The following is a 21,648-nucleotide window of genomic DNA, read 5'->3' as shown; positions in this document are numbered from 1 at the left end:
TAAAAGCTTTAAGCTTAGCACTTAAAATTAATTATATAAAATAATTTAACAAAAGTACTCCTCCCAATCCAAGTACTGAAATCAGACTTTCCATCATCGTCCAGGTTTTAAAAGTTTCTTTCAAAGTCAGATTGAAATATTCTTTAAACATCCAGAAACCAGTATCATTCACATGTGAAAACATCAGACTCCCCGCACCTACCGCCAATACCATCAATTCTGCGGAAGCACCTGCGGCAACAAATGGAATAACCATTCCTGAAGCTGTTAAAGCGGCTACCGTAGCTGAGCCTAAAATTACGCGCAGTGCAGCAGCGATCAGCCAACCCAGGAAAAGCGGAGAAACATTCATATTGGCAGTGAGTTCCTTTACCTGTCCGCCTATCCCGCTATCTACCAGAATTTGTTTAAAGGCACCACCCGCCGCTATGATGAGGATAATCATGGCGATGCTTTTCACTCCTTCAGCACAGGACTCCATTGCTTTTTCTACCGCCGTATCCTGAATAATAAGCGTGATGATGATGGCCAGCATCAGTGCTGCTGTGGGATCTGCGATAAAACCAAAAATATGATTGGCTAACGAATTTATATTTAAGGCTGCCCCGACAGTACCGGCAGCAATAAAAAATATCGGTGAAAGTGCGATGATAAAACTTTTAAGTGCTGATGGCAGTCCGTCTTCCTCCTTCAGATCAAGATCTGCTGTAGATTTTACTCCTGCGGGAATTTTTATGATGGTACGGGGGAAAAACACACCAGCAACTATGGCAATCGGTATACTCAGTATTAATCCATAAATCAATGTTTTTCCAATATCAGCATGAAAGATACTTGCCAGGGCCACTGGTCCAGGATGAGGAGGAAGAAAGCCATGTGTTACAGAAAGAGCCGCTGCCATAGGAATACCTACATATAATTTAGGCAGTTTAACTGCTGTCGCGATCGTAAAAACCAAAGGAATCAATACCACAAAACCTGCATTATAAAATAATGGAATCCCCACAAGTATCCCCGTAAGCAATACTGCCCATTGAATATGCTGTACCCCAAAAATCCTGATCAGCACAAATACGATTTTTTTGGCAGCGCCACTATCCTCTGCCAGCTTCCCTACCATTGCTCCAAGGGCAAGTACCATAACCATACCTCCAAGCGTACTTCCAATTCCATTGGTAATGGAAGTCATTACTTTCTGCAGTGGAAGCCCCAGCATCAATCCTGTCAGTACAGACACGATCAGCAGGGAAAGCATTGGATTTATCTTTTTGAGAATGAGTATCAGCAGAGCAATTATTCCAGCAAGGACGAACAGTAAATCCATATATATTTGGCTTGATTATGCCCAAGATAAAAAAACGTTTACTAAAATCAGCCACAATAGACTATAATAAAAAAGGACAGAGAAAAATCCCTGTCCCATCACCATTATCTTTATTTTCCTTATTCTACTATAGCCCTGAACATCAGCGCGCCAACAGTGAGGTTCGTGCGACTGTCAATCAATATGGCTGATCCGTTCGCTTTATTTTCAGAAAACAAATCAAAGGCGAGTTCATCTGCTGTTTTTATGACTACGCGACCTATATCGTTTAGTTTAAACTGATGTGACTCTTCCTTTTCCAGTGTGTTGATATTGACCAGGTGAATGATTTCACGGATCTTACATTTCGTAAGTTTACTGTTGTGCTGTAAAAAATAAGTAATAGAATCATCCATTGGTTTGTTATCCATCCAGCAGAGATCTGCTTCAATCAATTGTGAGCTTTGCGGTAAGTGCGCCGAATTCACCAGTACATCTCCCCTGCTGATATCGATATTATCTTTCAGGTGCAGTGTAACAGACATTCCTGCAAAAACTTCTTCCGGGTTCAGATCAAAAACTTCAATTTTTTCTATTACTGAACTGTTGCCAGAAGGCAAAACAGTCACCTTATCATTGACTTTAAACGTGCCGCTCAGGATTCTGCCGGCATACCCTCTGTAATCATGCAGCTCATCCGTTTGTGGCCGGATTACCCACTGCACGGGCATTCTCGCAAAATCAGTAGTCTCGCTGCCTGTAACTTCAACTGTTTCCAGAAAATCAAGCAGACTCGTACCGGTATACCAGGGCATATGCTCAGAACGATTAACAATATTATCGCCTTTCAATGCACTTACCGGAATGAAAGTAACGCCTTTCAGCTCCAGATTAGCTGCCAATATTTTATACTTTTCAATGATGCTGTTGTAAACCTGCTCACTGTACCCTTCCATATCCATTTTGTTGATACAGATCACCACATTGGTGATCCCTAACAAAGAAACAAGATAAGAGTGCCGGATGGTCTGTTCTACTACACCGTTCCTTGCATCAATGAGGATAATGGCCAGATTTGCGGTAGATGCACCTGTCACCATATTTCGTGTATACTGGATATGTCCTGGTGTATCAGCAATAATAAATTTCCTCTTGTCTGTCTGGAAGTACTTGTACGCCACGTCAATTGTAATTCCCTGCTCTCTTTCTGCACGGAGTCCGTCCGTAAGGATGGCCAGATCAATAGATCCATCATCATTTTTGCGGTTGGATTGCTGTAAGGCTTCCAGCTGATCTGCAAGGATAGATCCTGTATCATATAATAAACGACCAATAAGTGTACTCTTCCCGTCGTCAACGCTTCCTGCGGTAAAAAATTTAAGTATATTCATTAAAAGTATCCTCCTTTTTTGCGGTCTTCCATTGCTGCTTCCGATACTTTATCGTCCAGACGGGCACCACGTTCACTTATTTTCGATGCACTGATCTCCGCTATAATATCATCAATCTGATCAGCTTCAGACTCCACGGCTGCTGTACAGCTCATATCTCCCACCGTACGGAATCTAACCATGCGACTGATTATGGAATCTGCCTCATCCATATTCAGGAAGGGCGAGGCTGCCATCAGCTGTCCGTTTCTGGTGATACAATCCCGCTGATGCGCAAAGTATATGGATGGAAGATCCATTTTTTCCCTGCGGATATAATTCCATACATCCAGTTCGGTCCAGTTACTGATAGGGAATACCCTTACATTTTCCCCTTTATGAATTTTCCCGTTATAGACATTCCAGAGTTCCGGGCGCTGCCGTTTAGGATCCCACTGCCCAAACTCGTCCCTAACAGAAAAAATCCTTTCTTTGGCTCTTGCTTTTTCCTCATCTCTTCTGGCACCACCAATACAGGCATCAAAGCCATGTTTGGCAATGGTATCCAGTAAAGTAACCGTCTGCAATGTATTTCTACTGGCGTTTTTACCTTTCTGTTCAATTACCTTGCCCTCATCAATCGACTCCTGCACATAACCTACAATGAGTTTCTCCCCCAGGCGGGCTACCATTTGATCCCTGTAGGTAATCGTTTCTTCAAAATTATGTCCGGTATCAATATGAACCAGAGGAAACGGAAACTTACCCGGGCGAAAAGCTTTTTCAGCAAGCCTTACGAGGGTAATAGAATCTTTTCCACCAGAAAACAGTAATGCAGGCTTTTCAAATTGTCCCGCTACCTCACGCAGAATATGAATTGCTTCTGCCTCTAACTCGTCTAAATAATCTAAATTATATTTACTCATGTGCTTTACATTATTTTGTGGCATGCAAACCACATTCTTTCTTCGACTGATCTTCCCACCACCATCTTCCGGCTCTGAAATCCTCGCCATCCTGTACAGCTCTTGTACATGGTGCACAGCCTATACTTGGAAATCCCTTATCATGAAGGGTATTATATACAATATTATTCTTTTTAATGTATGCTTTCACCTCGGCTAAACTCCAGTCAAATATAGGATGAAATTTAATCAGTTGATTTTGTTCGTCCCATTCCAGGTTTGACATATCAGTACGGTTTAATGACTGTTCTGACCGTATTCCTGTAACCCAGCATTTATTTCCCCGGAGCGCTCTTTTCAGCGGAACAATCTTACGGATATGACAGCATTCCTTCCTGTTCTCTACCGACTCGTAAAAACTGCTCGGCCCTTTTTTGGTGACCATTTCCTCCAGTGCAGCAGCATCGGGATAATAGGCATGGATAGGTTGCTGATAGTTTTCCAGGGTCCTGTTCCACACATAATAGGTCTCAGGAAAAAGCCGGCCTGTTTCGAGCGTAAATACCTTCACAGGGAGATCGTTCGCAAATATCATGTCTGTAACTACCTGATCCTCCCAACCAAAACTGGTCGAAAAAGTAATCTGTCCGGCAAACTGTTCTGCAAGGAAACTGATGGCCTCTACAGGCTCCATATCCTTTATCCGCAAAGCAATCTCATCCAGGTACGCTTTCATTATATAAATTTTAAGATAAATAAAATAACACTTCTTATACTGACCAGTATCACGATGATACCTACAGACAACATAATGCTTTTCGCAGAAATCCGGTTAGATACCTTCGCTGCTATAGGAGCAGCCAGTGCACTGCCAATCACTAATCCCGCTACGGCTTCCCAGTGTGCTGATTTTAACATGGTGATGAACGTTAATGAGCTCATCAGTGCAATAAAAAAACGGGTCAGTTTTACTGTTCCAAGGGAGAACCTGGCATTTCTGCCACCGGCAATCAAACTGGACAATACGATTGATCCCCAGCCTCCTCCACCTACCGCATCCACAAAACCGCCACCCAAGCCCAGGAGACCTATCTTTCTAATCTTTCCATTTTTATGGGAAGATGTTTTAGTGAGTGCTTTCTTAAGAATTACCCATCCTAAAATGAGGGTATATAGTGACACCAGTGGTTTAGTATACATACTATAATGTTCTAATGAAGAAAGCAGCCAGGCACCGGTAACTGCTCCGAGAATACCCGGAATGATCAACAGTTTAAACAATTTCCAGTTGATATTGCCCATCCGGTAATGCATCCAGCCCGCTATCCCGTTACTAAGTACTTCTGACAGGTGGACTCCCATACTGGCCGAAGCAGGAGGAATACCCATTGATAAAGAAAAAGCGGTTGACGTAACTCCATACGACATTCCAATAGCTCCATCTACCATAGCAAATACAAAACCACCGAATAGGAACCAGTAAAACACCGGATTTATTTCCGCTACAAAGGTTTGAAATTCAGGTTCTCTTTGCCAGAAAACAGCAACAAGGATGGCGAGAGACAATACAATAGTCAGCCAGATCAGCCATTTGAATTTCGGAAGCGGCTTTTTATTCGTCGCCGTCTCAATCATGGTAACAGGTATTGCATTTGACTGTGACTCTACCAACACAGCACTAACTTCATTCAGCTTCTTAACTTTCGAACTAAAGTCCCCCTCCAGCGTATTTCTAAACCTGCTCATCTGGTCTAACGTTATCGTTAATTCTTCCGGCAGACTCTCATTGAACAACTCTTTTAATCGCTTTGCTATTGTAGGCGATTTTCCGTTTGTTGATATGGCAATTTTCAAATCGCCTTTTTTCACAATTGATCCCAGGTAAAAATCACACAGGTCAGGTTTGTCGGCGACATTGACCAGCAATTTCAAGGCATGTGCATCTTTGATGATCTCCGCATTTAATATATTATTATTTGTTGCAGCAATGACAATATCAGCCTCTTCAAGATCAGTTGCAGCATATGTTTTCTGGTAAAGCTTCAATTGTGGTAAACGTGAGGCCAGCTCAGCCACTTCCGCACAAATATCTTCAGCAATTATTGTAATTTTTGCATGCTCACTCTGTGCCAGTACAGCACTGAGTTTTTCAAGCCCAACAGGTCCTGCCCCAATAATTACGGTTTGTAACTGATTGAGTTTTAAAAACACCGGAAATAGCTGATTACCTTTTAACTCCACGCGTTATAATTCTTCTTTAACTGCAGCAAAAAAGTCCCTGATCGGCTGAAATTCGGGATGCAGTGAAACTACTTCACCGAAGACCAGTATTGCTGGTGCACCTATACCTTTTTCCTCTACCACTTCAACAATCGTATCCACAATCCCAATAGCAAACTTTTCATTTTCAGTGGAGCCATTCTGGATTACGGCTACAGGCAGCTTACTCCTTCCTTCCTGCTGATACAGTTTAACAATATCTTTGAGCTTGTTTAGGCCCATCAGCACAACAACGGTTGCTTTTGTTCTTGCAGCCTCATATAAATCATTTGAAATAGCTCCGGAAGCAGTTGTGCCTGTCACGACCCAGAAACTCTCGCTTAAACCACGGTGTGTCACCGGAATCTGTTGCAGACCCGGCACGGAGATCGAACTCGACAATCCCGGAATCACCTGTGCGACAATACTATATCCCGCAGCGAAGTTCACTTCTTCATAACCACGGCCAAAAACAAAAGGATCTCCTCCTTTCAGCCGGACTACGTGACCATAATTCAATGCATAATCAACCATCAGCTGATTTACAGCTTCCTGAGAATAGGAATGTTCACCAGAACGTTTCCCTACATATATTTTGATTGCATCAGTCGACGCGTATTCCAGCACTTTTTCATTCACCAGCGCATCGTACAAAACCACGTCTGCATCTTTCAATGCATTGGCACCTTTCATCGTGATCAGTTCCGGATCACCCGGACCAGCACCAACCAGCGTAATTCTGGGCTCTCTTATTTTTCTTTTAGCTTCAATCATGATACGAATTGCGCCTCCCTTTTCGCCTTCATTTGTTTGTAAAATTCAGTTGCCTGGTTCAGATAAGTAATTGCAAATTCTTCCGTAGGTTCATTTTTATTGATCTGCAATACCAGCTCATTAAAAGTTGAAGATAAGCTGACCTCTCCCGTTTCAACATAGTTGGTATCAAATTCTCTCAGAATACCAATCTGCGTGCTGCTGTTTACACCTTTATCCAGTAACATGGCTTTAGCCGTATTGACAAAAACGCTGTAAGAATGATAAATTGCGTCAGACCATGCTTTACCTTCAAAAGCTTCACCTGCCCATTGCAGTTTCTCTTCCCCTTCAAGTAATAATGTAGCTACAAGGTCAATTACCACACCGGCACATTCCCCCACACCAATTGCGGTGATAAAGGTTTCTTCATGTCCCCAGTCCACATATTCCTCATCTTTCAATGCGGTTAGGTCGGCCAGCGGCTTCAATAACTGGTAGAAATGATCTTTCCCTTTGGCATCATAGTATGCATGAAAGCTTTCCTGCTCAGCGGAATTGGTGTGAAAATCATCCAATACAGCCCTTAATATTGCCGGGGCACGTTTTGTTGGTGCTTTGATGACACGCTCTGCGACCCGGCCTATGCCATCACCTACAGTACCACCGCCAATCATGACCTGTACTGCGGGTACAACTTTGCCATTTGCTTTAACAGAGCTACCATGAAAACCAATATGAGCAAGCCCATGCTGACCACAGGAGTTCATACATCCGCTGATCTTAATCTTTATATCCTTATCATAAACCAGATCAGGATATTCCTCGTGGATGACCGTTTCCAGCACCACCGCTAACGACATGGAGTTTGCAATACCAAGGTTACACGTATCTGTTCCCGGGCAGGTGGTCACATCCGCAATACTATCAAATCCCGGCACCGCAAAATCAAGTGCCTTTAAATTTTTATACAAGGGCAGCAGTGCTTCCTTTCTAACAAATTTTAGCAGTAATCCCTGATTCTGGGTAATGCGTATCTCATCAGCTACATAAGGACGTATAGCCTCCACGAAAAGTCTTGCTTTATTAGTTTTGATATCCCCAACTGGCACTTTGATGTATACACCATAGAAACCCTGTTGCTTTTGCTCAAAAACATTCGTGTCCAGCCATTGCTGATAATGGTATTCATCGTCAGCTTTATCTTCTGTTGCTACTATAGCTTCCGGAATAAAAGGTAAGGGAATAGCTGCTGTCTCTATCTTAAACGTTTTAACCTTATTTGCTGTTACTTCTTCAGCAATCAGGCGGATAACTTCTTCCAGTCCCAGTTTCTGCACCAGGTATTTCATTCTTGCCTTATTCCTGTTTGTTCTTTCTCCATAACGATCGAACACCCGCAGAACGGACTCTGTATAAGGAATGATCTGATCTTCATGAAGAAATTCATGTACCACACTGGCCAGAAAAGGTTGTGCCCCTAATCCACCGGCAAACATGACCTTAAAGCCGCGTTCCCCAGCTTCATTTATTTTCGGAATAAATCCTAAATCATGGATATAACTAAAAGCAGTATCCTTTTCTGTTGCAGAGAAAGAAATTTTGATCTTTCTGCCCATTTCCTGGCATACCGGGTTACGCAGGAAGTATTTAAAAACCGCCTGAGCATAGGGTGACACATCAAAAAGTTCATCAGGATTGATACCCGCATCTGGTGAAGAAGTAACGTTTCTTACGGTATTACCACAGGCTTCACGTAAAGTAATATCATCACGTTCCAGTTCTGCCCACAGTTGAGGTGTACGGTCCAGGCTCACATAATGAATCTGAATATCCTGTCTGGTCGTTAAATGCAGGTTTCCACTGCCATATTCGTCAGATACCTCCGCTATTCTTAACAATTGCTGAAAGGTAACTTTACCAAATGGCAGTTTAATACGCACCATTTGTACACCAGGCTGTCGCTGCCCATAAACTCCACGGGCCAATCTGAGGCTGCGGAATTTCTCATCGTGAATTTTCCCCTCACGAAAGGCACGGATCTTCTGCTCAAGATCTATGATATCTTTTTCTACTATCGGATTTTCTAGCTCCGTTCTAAAACTTTGCATGTCAATAAATCTTGGTTTTGGTTTTGTTTTGCCCAGAGCGGTTGTGAAACTCTGAACTCAAATATATATAATATATATAGATCTAGTAGTTTTAAATGCAAAAAATGATGATCCGACTACAGAAATGTGAGTTACGACCTGTATTACAGCAAGATATAAAAAAGGGATGAATAAAGATTCAGATAGCAGGATAATATTTCCTAAAAAAATCAGGCGCAAAAAAAAATATCAGGACATCCACCCTGATATTTTTTATCAACTAAACCTAAACTTGATAAATACTAACCAAATATATTATCACCCCAAAGATGCGGTTACAGTGTTAACACAAAATGAACAAAGCGTTACCAAATCAGCCTAATTATGCTCTAAACGCAGTTTTTGAACCGATAATAAAAATTGAAAATAATTTCAAAAAGATGAAAAAAAGTGCAAATTTCACGATTTCGTTCACGATTTTAGATAAGGAATCTGGGATTTTGATATCAGAATCCAAAGTTTTAGTCCTGCATTATATCAGCAGGTGCAACAATTATAGTTCTAGTCATTGAAAAATACAGATTTTCACACCGAAAAATCATATCAATTTCAATTTTATTGAACTTCCATTTACTGCACCATAGATAAAATGAAGGTTTTAGATTTTCATAAAGTGCCGTACAATAACTTTCATACTTCCCATAAACGTGTTTCTTTCTGTAGTCAGTTGACAGGTTTGCTAAAGCAAAATATATCTTATCATGACTACAAATGATAAATTGTGAATTATTTGAAAGGTGTGGCTTAATTCGAGATTTGTCAACCCATTCCATAAGCGTTGGCGATAAATCTCTGAGGGGTGCATATCCGATATTCATACATCAAAATTATACTAATATTTTTAGCAATGCAAATTGGAATGAAAATTTAACTAATTTAGACGTACCATTTAATTTTTAACATATGCAAGAACAGATAGACAAGCTTTCCAGAAAACTCAAATTAGAACTGAATAAACGAATTATTCTGGATGACAGGAAAAATAAGGTTGAGCTTTCTAAGGATGAACTGACAGTAATTGAACAGTTCATATACATTGCTTCACATCCTGCGCAATATGAAATACCTACCATAGTTAGAATATCAACAAGATATCACTTAGACTTCATTTCTTGGGTAAATGGTATTGACGTATTATTATGTGATAACTCTAAAAGGTGGATTAAATAATTAGAAATTCAGTAAATCATACTCCAATCCAATAACGGGTATCCACTTCTGATTTGTTGGGAAATAGTAATTACTACCAGAGATTGTAGTACGTTTATACCTCAACCTTAGTTGCGCTCCCATGCCTATTTTATTAGACTGAGGGAGATAAACAGATTTCGCTGTTAACTTCATCCCAAATGGTTTATCTTTCCTCAGAACGGTTAATTTCTTCACACCATTGATGGTACTGTTGGTATCGTTAGAACTGATATCAATGTAGCTTTTTTCAGCTCCTAACAGCCATTTTTTTCTGTTATACTGAATCACATTCAAATTCTGGTTATAGCGATAATTGAAAAGGCCAACTTTGTTACTGTCTTGATCAGGGGTAAATGAAACATAAAGATTTTTGTCATTATAACTATATGTCTTGTTCTTGAATGAATCCAACACTGCTACTGCTTTTAAATTCTTTCCTGATATCGTCTGGTTGATTTGGGTTAAGCTTACAATTTCTTTTTTCTGGATATCTGTAACGCTGATTAGGCTATCCACAAAAGCAACGTCATAGCCTTGATTTGAAGCTATTAAATTTGCAGGTAGTATGTTATTCGTTTCATCTACAATAGTGTGTTCTGCACCGTTCTTATCAAACTTTTTGGCAATGATTGTTGCTTCTGCAACGATTATATTCCTCGCCTTGTCATCTTGTCGTACAGGTTCTTTTTTATTATACGAATATATTGCAACTGCAATGCTGATAGCTGTAATGAACAGACATACAGCGTAAAATATTTTACTTAAGTTTGTCATCTTTTCTTTGTTTTTGGAGACTATCATTTTGCTTTTCAACTATCGTCGTCTGTAGTGATAGCATGCCTTTTTGCACTACTATCATTTTATAGAAATCAGTATTTTCTTTATTGACTGCTCTTAATTCATCAGATTGTTTAGCAATGATTACATCCTTAGCAGCTAATGCCTTTTCACACCTCACATCATCTTTATCACTTTTTTGGTAAGATTGACGAATTGAATTGAAAAGGAGGCCAACAATCACAATTATCAGATAGGTTTTTACATCCTTTGATATCTGCTCAAAAGTCATTGTAGTTGGAATTAGATTAGCCATTAGTGGTTGTTGATTATTAAATTATGACGTAACCGTCTTTATCGATTTTACCCGAATTATGTAGTATTAGTAACTGCTTCCAGTGGTTGCCCATTCTCATTTCCAAGTGCGGAGCATCTTTAAATTTCTTCCAATCATTACCAGATTCAAAACCATGTTTCTTGAAAATTTCGATAACAAGTAACCAATTTTCATCAATTCCCCATGATGTTTTTCCATCGATTTGAAGACAAAAATCCAGTGCCAAACCGTAGTTATGATAACTCTGACCTGCTTTAGCATTAGTGACTATATTCCCCAATGGTTTTTTAGCTGTCTTACCATCTGGATTAACTTTAGTTCTACCTAAAGCATATAATGCATCAGATTCTTCAAACGTTCTAAGGGTCTGAGTTATGAAGGGATGAACTCCTTTTGGTGTTTTAGCTACTGCTTCTGCATATGCAACCAGTGCTTTTTCTCTTGTGAGTGGATGAAGAGCATTAAGCCTTTCAATTGATTTTTTTTCCATTCCTTTTTAGGGAGGTAATGGATTTTACAATTATCAAAAAATGATAAATAATAGGTATTTCTATTTCTCAAAGTTTATATTGCTAGCTAACAATTAACAATCAGAAAATATGGCTACACCAAGCGAGGCAGAATTAGTGAAAAGATTCATGGGAACTATGCTCCAAAAACAATTGAGTGGTGATAATTCGCCATTGAATGAAGAGGAATTATTAAATAGCGGATTCTCAAAGAATGAAATTGAAACTCTAAAAAGATTGAATCAAAAAATATCAGACTAATCTAAACTATGGAACTATTACACCCAATACCTTATCAACTATCCACCGAGAAAAAATGGCTTCATTATTTCCCCTATTGTAATGTACCTTCTATATATACAGATATTCAACTGACTAAAAATATGAACGTTTTGGTTGAAATGGATGAAAATGGAAAGGAAGTTGGCAGAATGGTAGTAGCAGAAGACTGGAATAACTATTTTGCCATCCAAGGCTTGATGAACCATTGTATAAATAATGCTGAAATCTTGTATGTCAGATTAAGGGATTACCTAAAAACTCTGAATGATGATGAAATAGCTACTTTGTTTGAATCCCTTAAAATAGAAGGTGGAAAAGAAATATTAACAAAATTGGATTTCAGTAAGTTACGAGGTGTATTTAGCCCCCACGTAAAAAAACGTAAAGACATACCTGAGTATGATACAATTGAAAAGATAAAGGAAATCACAAAATTATTCGCTGATTTTATTACAGATAGGAACATCTACGTTCATGGTCGTCTGATTCTCGTTCTTATGGAAAACAAACTGATAATAGAACATATAAGTCAGGGTGTTGAAGTTTACAGTGAAATCAATATTGATATTTTAAAATCAAATAATGCAGCTTATCTTAAGCTTTCATCATTTATGGATAGAGTAAGCGGTATTGATAAATACCCTGTTAAACTTTTCTAATAAATTTTGTATATTTAGAATTATGGGGAACCTAAATAAAAAGCAAACAATTCGAGATGTTAAGACTCGAACAGCCAAGTCAATGTTTGACACACCTACTCCACCTAAAAAAGTGAAGCAAACTTCAAAATGATATTATAACTAGATTTTACTATATCCAGACGTATCAAATATAGGGGAATCCGTGATCACGGATTCCCCTATTAATAAACCTTAAGGTATTACCGCTGATATTTGTGGTAATATTCCAGTAACATATAATCTTTCCAGAAATTGATTAGCACATAATCTATTAACCTTAGTTAGTAAGTGTGTACCGTCTTCACTAAGAATTGAAGGAAATAAACCTATTTTTTGTCTAGCTACATCAGCAGCAGATAATGAAGTAGCACCAAAATCCTTCCATCCATAATTGATTAGATACTCACGAATATTTAAGAATCTGATTCCAAATTCAGCTTTCATTCTTGAATCAAAGTAATTCCACCATGCTAATTGCTGACTTTCTGGAATGTGGGAAATATAACTGGATACATAGAATCCACCGAATATGAAATCATTCTCTGTTGGTCTAATCCAGTCAGCTATTTTTTTATAGTAATTTACCAAATTGTCAGCATCAGCAAACGTTGCTCCACCTGTAGTAGGTTCTAATTTCCAACCACCATTGGTTCCCAAGAAAACGCAATAAGTTTTATTTCTTGGAGTATTAGCAGGTTTAACCATTGTTGGCCTATCAATTACTTTTGCTGTACCTGCAACGGTTCTATTGAATGTTAGAGGTCTATCAGCACCACCTGTTCTGGTAAAGTTGATAACACCCAATACACCTGCTATTTCGCATGACATATTCCCAACGGGGTTAATTTGCATGCTACCAGTACTACCTGTGATTACACCTGTAGTAGAATCATATAGATATTTGAATTCTTGTGCAGATGATATCACAATAGGTACTGTTGAAGTATCAGCAGGAATAGTAAAGGGTTGTACCATAAAGGGGGTTACTCCCATTCTTGCCATTGTATCCAAAGATGTTTCACCACCTAATGCTTTATTTGCAACAGTAACCCCTTGTATTGGAGATATTGATAATAATGCATTCCCAAAACCGTTTGCTATTGAATCCCCCCACATTTCAATATCATTATTACCACCTACGGATTCAGGTAAATAACTTGTAGGTATAACATTATTAAATGCTTTCCAACTGGATAAAGGCTTATCAGTTGAATATGCATACAGTGTATTTGTCTTATTGACAATTAAAATATTACCAGAAAAACGTGCATAATATGCATCAGGAACATATGTAAGTGAATTAGCTTGTACTGCTGTACCTTGGATGTAGACCTTATCCTTAGTATATAATGCAGCGTAACCACCAAATGAAGCAGTATATGTAGGATAAACAACTGTTTGTCCCTCTTTAATACGTATAAATGAAGTCACTGCACTGTTACCTGATGCTGCTGTTATTCCACCATTTGCATTAATAATAACTGTAGTCAGGTTATCATTAGAACTTCTATCATATAAGTTACCAGTGTTTTCAAGTGTTATTTTATTTTCATTTAACGTCTGTAAATTTGAATTTACAGTAGCTAAAATAGTTTCACTTGGAATGTTAGCAACAGGAACTGTAGCCGAATAAGGTACATATGAAGAAATTGGTTTGCTTGCTTCATAAATATACAAACTGTTTGTTTTTGTACCTAATACAACCGTACCGCTGAAACGGGCAAAATATGCTCCTTCAACCCATGTAACAGTATTTGTCTGAGTGAAAGTTCCTGCTATTGGATTTTTGTTAATATCGTATAAACCCGAGTAACCGCCATAAGCAGTAGTATAGTTAGGAAATACAAATGTTTCACCCGACTTGATTCTAACATAACCTGTAACACCACTGTTTCCACTTCCTTGTGTTTCTACACCTGTAGCACTAATAAATGCAGTAGTTTTTGAATCAACTGAACTTCTATCATACCTATTTAAACCATACACAAGCTGTACACCGTTATTCTCCAAGTCAATTACCCGTTTATCTACTGCTGATACTCTAGCATCATTTGTAGCTTTATAATAGTCGGCTGATAATAATGTAACCACTGTTAATGATTCAGCTCCTGAACCTGTTGGATTACCTGTAATTCTAAAAAATGCAGCATTGGAAGGAACAGAAATTATACCTGTAGTTGCTAATACAGCACTACCTGCACCAGTGATATTACCAGTTGAAATATAGACTTTATCAATGTCATAGAATGCAACAAAATTAACAGCTGTTGCAGTATTGGAATTCCTTAAATTGTCAACCTGTAATCTATAACTTGGATTCCCAATTGGGATAAATTCACTTGAAGCACGTGTAGTAACTGCTGTTGTTATTAATGCTCCTGTAGTTGCGTTAATTGCACCAACTTGCCACTTTACAGTTAGTACAGTTTTGATAGTAGCATCACTATATGTTTTTGCAATTTTACTATCTACAGCAGTAATCAATTCATAGGAATCAAGATTCACAACAAAGGGCACGTGTTGCCATACTGTACCGTTCGATAACACTTTATCACCTGATTTGTATGTTACTGCAACACCAGTAATTGATGAAGTACCTGCGTTGGAAACTGTATAGAACTTACCAACTGTAGCAGGAGTTGTAGTAAGTGCGGGTACATTGGTTGCAGGATTCCACGCTCCTAGAGATTGATTACCATCAACAATTTGAGAAATATCTGCTTTAAGATTTACAACTGCTTTAATCTCATTTGCATCAGCACTGTTAAATTTTGCGGGATTATAAGGTTCGGTTTGAGTTTTATTATTATATGTAATATTAGCCATGTATGTGTTTATTTACACGGGTAATGGATAAATGAAAAGGCATAAAAAAAACCCCTACTTATAAGGTAGAGGTGTTACAGATCGCAAAGCGATACTGTTAAATAAAATCAATTGGAAAAGTCTGAGGAAATGGAAATAATGTCTCAGTTGGAAGAATACATTTATTCTGGGAGCGTAATACCTGAATATTCAATTGGAAAAATATACCTGCTGTTCTGTCACCATCAGATTCTGTAAAGCTCTGGATGTTTACATTTTTATTGAATGTATAATCATAGCTATCAGCCAAAAAAGTGAATAAGTCTTCACTGATTTGCAGAACGTTTGACATGATTTCAGTTTCGTTGTCACTAGTTGGTGTTAACCTATCACTAATGGATACCAGAAACGTATGCGTAATATACTTAGCTCCATTACTAGAACTCACAAAATGAATATTAGCATTCGTATAAATCTTCTGCCTATTCCCAATATAATCTTTAACTGCTAACCTCGTAACAGAATTTATTTCTGGGTGCAAAAGCAAGAAATCTTCCAATATCAAATAGAGCTGTTTTAAGTTTAACATTGTTATAAATATTTATTCCTACCAATACGGTAACTGAAATTATTATTATCCTGTAAGTACAGACCACCTAATTCACTATTGTTAGTATCGTTGGAATCAGTACAGGTATCATTGATTTTTAAATAATCCTTTAAGTTCTTTTTAGCTCCTTCTTGTTTAAGGATATAATAACCCTTCAAATATTCCAATTCACCACTGGTTACATCTTTAGCATTATCATCTGTGAGGTTCAGAACACCTTTATTGGATAGCTTGTAATTGTTCATCACAATGAATTGAACTACAGTTGCAGCGATTAAATAAGGCTTGATATATTCATCAATTAATTCATCATCAGAGGCTAACAGAGGCGTTTGATTATCCTTAAAATCTTGGATGGAATCAATTAGTGCATCATATTTTGAACTCGTTAGAAGCCTTCTTAATTCGTTGTTTTGCAGGTCTGAGATTATTAGATTTAATAATTTAGGTTCTACGTTTTTTTCTATTGTTGAATTCTCTTTTACCTCCGATTCAGAAACTAAGAGTATGTTTTTCTTTGCCATTTTGTTATAAATTGTCTTTAGGTTTTCTCACTACCTGTACTTGCTTCCATTCATGTCTGCAATGAGGTTTAGTATTAGTTGCATTAGGTTTTCCAGTACTTCCTTTCACCCTGTAAAACCCTCCACAATGGATTAGTACATCATAATTTAGGGTACGACTAACCAATTGAATTTCTTCCAATGAAAAGTATTTATTCATTAGAATAATTTTCTCACAAAACTTCCGAGTAGTTGGAATGATTTCAGCTCCTGCCATTTCAGGACGTTTTACATATTGATACACTGTTTCTATAGTGCGTTTTTCTACAGGGTCTAAAAGTTTTTCACCCTTTTTGATTGTTAGAGTGTCACCAGATTTATCAACTGCTATTACTCCTGTCTTAACTACTTCATCAATATGATTTTGTAATTCATCTAAGCTGACATTAATACCTAGTTTTTCCCTAATTCCTTTTTTTATCTCATCCAGTGTTACATTTTGTAAATCTGAATCGATTAAAAATTGAGCAATATCAGATTCATCACTAAAAGCTAGTTTAGCCATTGAAAAATTACCTTCATAGGTTTTAAACTCACTTTTATCAGTCCCCAAATGTTTTATAGCCTCAAAATGCTCATCTGTTGCACTTACCTTCTCCCATTCATCCTTTGATTCAAATTTCGTTGGAGCAAGTGTAAAAGTAGTAGTAGGTGGAACACTGGCTGATGCTAATACTGCACCTGCATTATTAGGTAAAACAGGTAAATTAACGCTTAATCTTATCTCATCAATGGTCATAACTGACTTTTTCATATCATCAGATAAGACTGGTTGAAGTACTGGTTTAGACACAAACGAGACGTTTAGATTCAACATTTCCCTAATTCCTGCTTCAAGCTCATTTCTTTTGTCTGCAATGATGGTATTTTCCAAGATTTCAAAAGAATTCAATAATTCAGAATTATTTGAAAGATTACCTGTTGCTTGGTGGCCGAAAATTGAAGGATTGATGATTTCCATCCCTTGATAAATAGTGTTATCATTATTTTCTTTAAGTAATGCATAGGCATTAGTCCAATCACCACTAGTTAGAGGTAATATTTCTGTTGGTTTCGCATTAGAAGCATTAGGAATAAAAGAAACAATAACCTTTTTACCATTATTACCAGAATAACTATCTTCTATTTTCTTTAAAAATGCTGATTTAGTAGCTTCATCACCTGTCTGATAGACATTTATAAGGGTTGAGACACTAAAATTATTAGTGATATTGGCGTAATTGAATTTATGGATTTCAATATCTAATTCCAGATTGGAAATAAGAGGATAATAATCAGGTAAAGTATAGATTCCTGCGTTTGCAGATGGTACGTAACCATCATAAATAAATACTTTTGAGGATGTAGCTTTATCTCCATAATCTTTTTCACTAAAATATCTGTCAAATAATAGAATATCTTTCTTTTTAGACCAATCATTACATACCCAAACCTTAGTTTTAGACTTATTCAACCTCACTTTTTCGTAGCTAATGAAGTTCCATTGTATAGCTTCACCAAATGCGTTAAAATTAACCTCTACAGCGTATGCATTGAATATTAAATTGGAAAGAATAATCTGTTTAGTGAATAATTCCCAACTGGTTGATGGATTAGGTTTACCAATTAAAGGTTTATCTGTTCCCAAATCAATCATACCATGTCTACCAATGAATTTAGCTTTCTGATTTACTATATTAGCGAACTGCGGACTTTTTGCGTACAGGCTAATTAAATATTGAGGGTACAGGTTATCATTACCATGTGTTACATAGGTATCATCATTTGCAGGATTACTTTCTACAGGTAATGGTAACTTCTGCTTTCCAAAAGTTAATATATTATGACTTGTTTTTTCGTTATTTTCCATGTGTATTATTTCGATTGATACACATAAATATCATTGTCAGTTGCAGGTGGAATTATCGATTCATAAACCACTTTATCAGTAGTTGAATAGATATTTAAAAGGCCAAATGTTAGCACTTCATTATCACCATTAAACTTATATTCATATTCTCCACTTAGGATATTTTCATATTGATTTTTTAAGATTAAAAACTTGGAGTATCTCCCAATACTTTCAGAATAATTTGAACCTAAATCAATTATAATATCTTTCTTTTGAAAAGCAGAATAGAGAGACAAAGTAAACGTATCATAATCCTTATCCAGTTGGGATAATATCAATATATCGGATTCTTTATCTTTATTAATTACAATCATTTTTATGTGTTATTTATCTGGGTAATGGATGATTGAAAAGCCAAAAGAAAACCCCTAACTAAATAAATAGCTAAGGGTTGAAATAACCTCTGGGAGAGATTGTAATTACAGGTTGATTACATCAGCTACCGCTGACTGTTCTGTGATTAATTCTGGTTTAGCTGATGTTCCTGTGAAGGTCATAGTCATACCATTTAGGTCATCTTGACCAATACCTGTACCTGTTGATAACGTTGCTATCTCTAATCCGAAAACTGAGTAGTAATTACCATTGCGGGACTGGAAGATAAATGATACTGGTTGATATCTTACTGATTCAATGAATGCGTAATTTTCAGGTGTTAATCCTTGCAATTGCATAGTTGCTGTACTGGTAAAGTATTGTGAACCTGTATTTGCATTTTTAGTAAATTCACTACCTAATCCTGATACGTTTTTTAATTGTCCGATTTTAACGTAACCTACAGCAGGTGCTGCTAATGCAATTTCAGTAATTACACCAGTTGTTGGTGAAACTGCATAAGGTAAAGTAGAACCTGAAACGGTTGATAAATCCTTATCAGCTATCATATAAATTTTTTGAGTTCCACCCATTGTACCTTCACTACCGCATACATCTGGTAATTCTTTTAGTGTTTGACAAGTTGCCATATATTTTGAATATTTTTATTGTTAAATGAGAAAGGGTAAGTAAATCTTACCTACCCTTTTATTGTGAGATCAGCGGAGCTGATTATGCTATTGATGCGTATGCAAATTCTTCTGGATAGATTACTTTGATACCAATTGTGTATGCAAAATCTAAATACCATGATTTAGTTTCAACAGACCAAACAAGTTCTGTTTTTTGTGAATCATCAGTTCCATCAGTACCCATTTGAAGATTAGCTAAACGACCTAAATAAACTTCTTTAGTACGGTCTAACCCAGGTACAATTTTGAATTTACCAGAACCAGAACCATATAATTTAAAGTCTTCAACTGGTTTTACAATGTTCAACTTTGAAAGGTCAAAGTAGTAGTCATCATACGTATCTTGTCCCATGAAAATATAGAAATCTTCATCATGCTTAACATCCAAATTAGCTTGTTTATAAGCAGATACTAATTTATCTAAAGTTGTTGCACCTGTTACTGTAATAGAAGTTCCTGAAACTGCTTTAACTTGTTTACGAATACCGTCAATAAAGTGAAGTTCATTGGAAGCAGGTAATGTAACGTCACCAGACCACAATAATTTTTCATTTTTATTTGCAATTTTCTTAACTTTTGCACCGATTATTTTATTAACTAATTCTGCGTCAATTGTTTCGTTATTTTGACCATCACTTACAACGTGTTGTAAATAGGTTGCATAGAATTTTTTTGGACAGATATTTTCCGCTGTAGCAATAGGTGCTACACGTATTTTAGCTGAATCAAATTTAGTTTCATCTAATGGGTTACGTGAACAAGTATCACCATCTTGTAATACCACATCGGCATCCATTTTAAGTACAGCAGTTTCGAATTTTACTCCGCTTTGTACGTTACCTGTTGAGGTTAATAATTCAGCAGTTGCTGAACCACCGATTACTTTTAATATAATATCGTCGCTAATTAAAGCCACTTGTTCGCTTAATGCGTCTGTATTGATTGCCATTTTCGTTTTATATTTGGTTATTTTTTGTTGTTAGCAGCTTCAAATAATTTGAAGAATGAAGCTGTATCTCTTTCTTTTTTTAGTCCTGTTTTAGGGGAATTATTTACCTTGCTAGATTCAGCAGGTATGATTGCAAGTGCTGCAAATGCGGAGTTAATAGAATCCATTTTCTTTTTGAAAACTTCATCATTACTTACTGCTACTTCTTCAACTTTCTTTACTAATCCTTGTAGTTCTGCAACAGCTGCTGTTAGTGCTGCTACTTCGTCTTTTAATGCCTTTAAATCTTCTGGATTGATAGCAGGAACTTCAACTGTTGTTTCATCAGCTAGTTCAGTTGAAACTTCTTCTTCAACCGCTTTAACTTCACTGATTACTTTTGATATTTTGGAATCTTTAACTTCGAATTCAAAACCATCTGATAGTTTGTATACACCATCAGCAACAGCTTCACCTTCACCTTTAAAAACTTCTGCTCCTACTTCTCTTCCACTAAGATTTAATACATCACCAGACTGAGCAACAGTTACTGTTTCAAACTTTTCATTTGCTAAAAGCTTTGCTGATGCATCATGAATAGCTTTAGTTTTAAAATATTCTGTTTTTGTCATGTTATGTGTTTATTTTCCTAGGTAATGGATTGGGAATTATTTAATTGATTGCAGGAATTGCAATTGTTCTTCAAGTAATTCTAATGGTGTTTTTTCCATTACTTTTGAAAATGAACTGTATCCAAATAATCCCTCTACAGAGAATCCGAAATTGGATTTAGTAAGCTTATTGAATGTATCCTGATTAGCTACAGACATACCTACCATCCAAGTACCTTCTGGCAATGTTTCTATACCTTCTGGTGTACCTATATTTCTGGATTTATCAATGAAGTAAGATTGGAAAGTGAAGCTATCAGCAGTGGTTGAAGTGTGTTGTAAATTGATATTATTCTGACAACCCTTTGCATGGAATACTTTTGCTATATGTCTGATTTCATCAGCGGTAAATAATACGTAGTGGTCATGTGGAATTAGTTCATTTTTAGGTCTGAACATTGGAAGGTCTGGTATCATTGCAGCACCTAATAATTCATATTTATTAGAATCAGAAAACATTTGTTTAGTTGCAGATTCTTTGACCTCTAAAACAATATTTTCATCAGGTGTAACTTTGCCAAAGAATAAAGCATTTGAAGCTATAGCAGGTTCATCAACAATTCCAATTGCATCAACAAATGCATTATCTTCAACATTGATATTTAGTTTATATAGAGGTAGATTATTATATGTTTTTTCCATTACTTTTTCCTAGGT

22 protein-coding genes are annotated in these 21,648 nt (G+C 37.0%); 3 read left to right on the top strand and 19 right to left on the bottom strand.

Translation table 11 applies throughout. The annotated features are described in order from the left end of the window. Positions 1-31 precede the first annotated feature (31 nt). From OQX62_RS24155 to OQX62_RS24125, 7 genes are all read right to left on the bottom strand, one after another. The gene (locus OQX62_RS24155) at positions 32-1,324 is read right to left on the bottom strand and encodes a gluconate:H+ symporter (protein WP_265834239.1); all 1,293 of its coding nucleotides are present in this window, start codon (positions 1,322-1,324) and stop codon (positions 32-34) included. Between the two features lie 119 nt (positions 1,325-1,443). Continuing rightward, on the bottom strand, positions 1,444-2,694 hold the full coding sequence (locus OQX62_RS24150) for a sulfate adenylyltransferase subunit 1 (RefSeq protein ID WP_265834238.1): 1,251 nt from the start codon (positions 2,692-2,694) through the stop codon (positions 1,444-1,446). Next, entirely contained in the window at positions 2,694-3,599 is a 906-nt protein-coding gene (gene cysD / locus OQX62_RS24145; protein WP_265834237.1) for a sulfate adenylyltransferase subunit CysD, read from the bottom strand. The genes OQX62_RS24150 and cysD overlap by 1 nt, the downstream gene beginning before the upstream one ends. A gap of 10 nt (positions 3,600-3,609) precedes the next feature. Continuing rightward, complete coding sequence (locus tag OQX62_RS24140; RefSeq protein ID WP_265834236.1) at positions 3,610-4,314, bottom strand: phosphoadenylyl-sulfate reductase; 705 nt, start codon at positions 4,312-4,314, stop codon at positions 3,610-3,612. Further along, on the bottom strand, positions 4,314-5,819 hold the full coding sequence (locus tag OQX62_RS24135; RefSeq protein WP_265834235.1) for a TSUP family transporter: 1,506 nt from the start codon (positions 5,817-5,819) through the stop codon (positions 4,314-4,316). Before OQX62_RS24135 ends, OQX62_RS24140 begins: the two co-directional genes overlap by 1 nt. Before the next feature lie 3 nt (positions 5,820-5,822). Further along, on the bottom strand, positions 5,823-6,611 hold the full coding sequence (gene cobA / locus OQX62_RS24130) for a uroporphyrinogen-III C-methyltransferase (protein WP_265834234.1): 789 nt from the start codon (positions 6,609-6,611) through the stop codon (positions 5,823-5,825). Beyond that, positions 6,608-8,701 carry a nitrite reductase gene (locus OQX62_RS24125; protein ID WP_265834233.1) on the bottom strand — a complete coding sequence of 698 codons (2,094 nt, stop codon included), beginning with the start codon at positions 8,699-8,701 and terminating at the stop codon, positions 6,608-6,610. Before OQX62_RS24125 ends, cobA begins: the two co-directional genes overlap by 4 nt. A gap of 942 nt (positions 8,702-9,643) precedes the next feature. Here OQX62_RS24125 and OQX62_RS24120 point away from each other — a divergent pair. Then, positions 9,644-9,910 (top strand): hypothetical protein, encoded by a 267-nt coding sequence (locus OQX62_RS24120; RefSeq protein WP_265834232.1) that lies wholly within the window; start codon positions 9,644-9,646, stop codon positions 9,908-9,910. Here the strand turns inward: OQX62_RS24120 and OQX62_RS24115 are convergent, their stop codons facing one another. From OQX62_RS24115 to OQX62_RS24105, 3 genes are read right to left on the bottom strand one after another with little or no spacing between them, the layout of a single operon-like run. Beyond that, the gene (locus OQX62_RS24115; protein WP_265834231.1) at positions 9,911-10,705 is read right to left on the bottom strand and encodes a hypothetical protein; all 795 of its coding nucleotides are present in this window, start codon (positions 10,703-10,705) and stop codon (positions 9,911-9,913) included. Continuing rightward, positions 10,689-11,024 carry a hypothetical protein gene (locus tag OQX62_RS24110; protein ID WP_265834230.1) on the bottom strand — a complete coding sequence of 112 codons (336 nt, stop codon included), beginning with the start codon at positions 11,022-11,024 and terminating at the stop codon, positions 10,689-10,691. The genes OQX62_RS24115 and OQX62_RS24110 overlap by 17 nt, the downstream gene beginning before the upstream one ends. A 16-nt stretch (positions 11,025-11,040) precedes the next feature. Next, positions 11,041-11,535 (bottom strand): M15 family metallopeptidase, encoded by a 495-nt coding sequence (locus OQX62_RS24105; RefSeq protein ID WP_265834229.1) that lies wholly within the window; start codon positions 11,533-11,535, stop codon positions 11,041-11,043. Between the two features lie 109 nt (positions 11,536-11,644). Between OQX62_RS24105 and OQX62_RS24100 the strand changes: the two genes are divergently transcribed. Further along, entirely contained in the window at positions 11,645-11,815 is a 171-nt protein-coding gene (locus OQX62_RS24100; protein WP_265834228.1) for a hypothetical protein, read from the top strand. 8 nt (positions 11,816-11,823) lie between these two features. Next, positions 11,824-12,495, top strand: coding sequence for a hypothetical protein (locus tag OQX62_RS24095; protein ID WP_265834227.1), 672 nt, complete (start codon positions 11,824-11,826; stop codon positions 12,493-12,495). 213 nt (positions 12,496-12,708) lie between these two features. On the opposite strand, the gene OQX62_RS24090 is transcribed toward OQX62_RS24095, so the two are convergent. The 9 genes from OQX62_RS24090 to OQX62_RS24050 all read right to left on the bottom strand — a co-directional run bounded on the left by OQX62_RS24090 (position 12,709) and on the right by OQX62_RS24050 (position 21,633). Then, a complete protein-coding gene (locus tag OQX62_RS24090) occupies positions 12,709-15,342 on the bottom strand; it encodes a hypothetical protein (RefSeq protein WP_265834226.1) in 2,634 nt (877 codons plus the stop codon). A gap of 97 nt (positions 15,343-15,439) precedes the next feature. After that, positions 15,440-15,910, bottom strand: coding sequence for a hypothetical protein (locus tag OQX62_RS24085; protein ID WP_265834225.1), 471 nt, complete (start codon positions 15,908-15,910; stop codon positions 15,440-15,442). Between the two features lie 2 nt (positions 15,911-15,912). Then, positions 15,913-16,455, bottom strand: coding sequence for a hypothetical protein (locus OQX62_RS24080; protein WP_265834224.1), 543 nt, complete (start codon positions 16,453-16,455; stop codon positions 15,913-15,915). A gap of 4 nt (positions 16,456-16,459) precedes the next feature. Beyond that, positions 16,460-18,343: a hypothetical protein gene (locus OQX62_RS24075; RefSeq protein WP_265834223.1), complete on the bottom strand. Its 1,884-nt coding sequence runs from the start codon at positions 18,341-18,343 to the stop codon at positions 16,460-16,462. Positions 18,344-18,348: 5 nt separating this feature from the next. Next, a complete protein-coding gene (locus tag OQX62_RS24070; protein WP_265834222.1) occupies positions 18,349-18,699 on the bottom strand; it encodes a hypothetical protein in 351 nt (116 codons plus the stop codon). A 105-nt stretch (positions 18,700-18,804) separates the two neighbouring features. Then, positions 18,805-19,350, bottom strand: coding sequence for a hypothetical protein (locus OQX62_RS24065; RefSeq protein ID WP_265834221.1), 546 nt, complete (start codon positions 19,348-19,350; stop codon positions 18,805-18,807). Between the two features lie 82 nt (positions 19,351-19,432). Beyond that, positions 19,433-20,341, bottom strand: coding sequence for a hypothetical protein (locus tag OQX62_RS24060; RefSeq protein ID WP_265834220.1), 909 nt, complete (start codon positions 20,339-20,341; stop codon positions 19,433-19,435). Positions 20,342-20,358: 17 nt separating this feature from the next. After that, positions 20,359-20,952, bottom strand: a complete 594-nt coding sequence (locus OQX62_RS24055; RefSeq protein ID WP_265834219.1) for a hypothetical protein — start codon at positions 20,950-20,952, stop codon at positions 20,359-20,361. Between the two features lie 36 nt (positions 20,953-20,988). Beyond that, on the bottom strand, positions 20,989-21,633 hold the full coding sequence (locus tag OQX62_RS24050) for an XkdF-like putative serine protease domain-containing protein (protein WP_265834218.1): 645 nt from the start codon (positions 21,631-21,633) through the stop codon (positions 20,989-20,991). Between the last annotated feature and the right edge of the window lie 15 nt (positions 21,634-21,648).

Origin of the sequence: Pedobacter sp. MR2016-24 (genome assembly GCF_026239655.1) — a bacterium.
Classification (GTDB): Bacteria; Bacteroidota; Bacteroidia; order Sphingobacteriales; family Sphingobacteriaceae; genus Pedobacter.
This window is presented reverse-complemented; position numbering and strand designations above follow the sequence as displayed.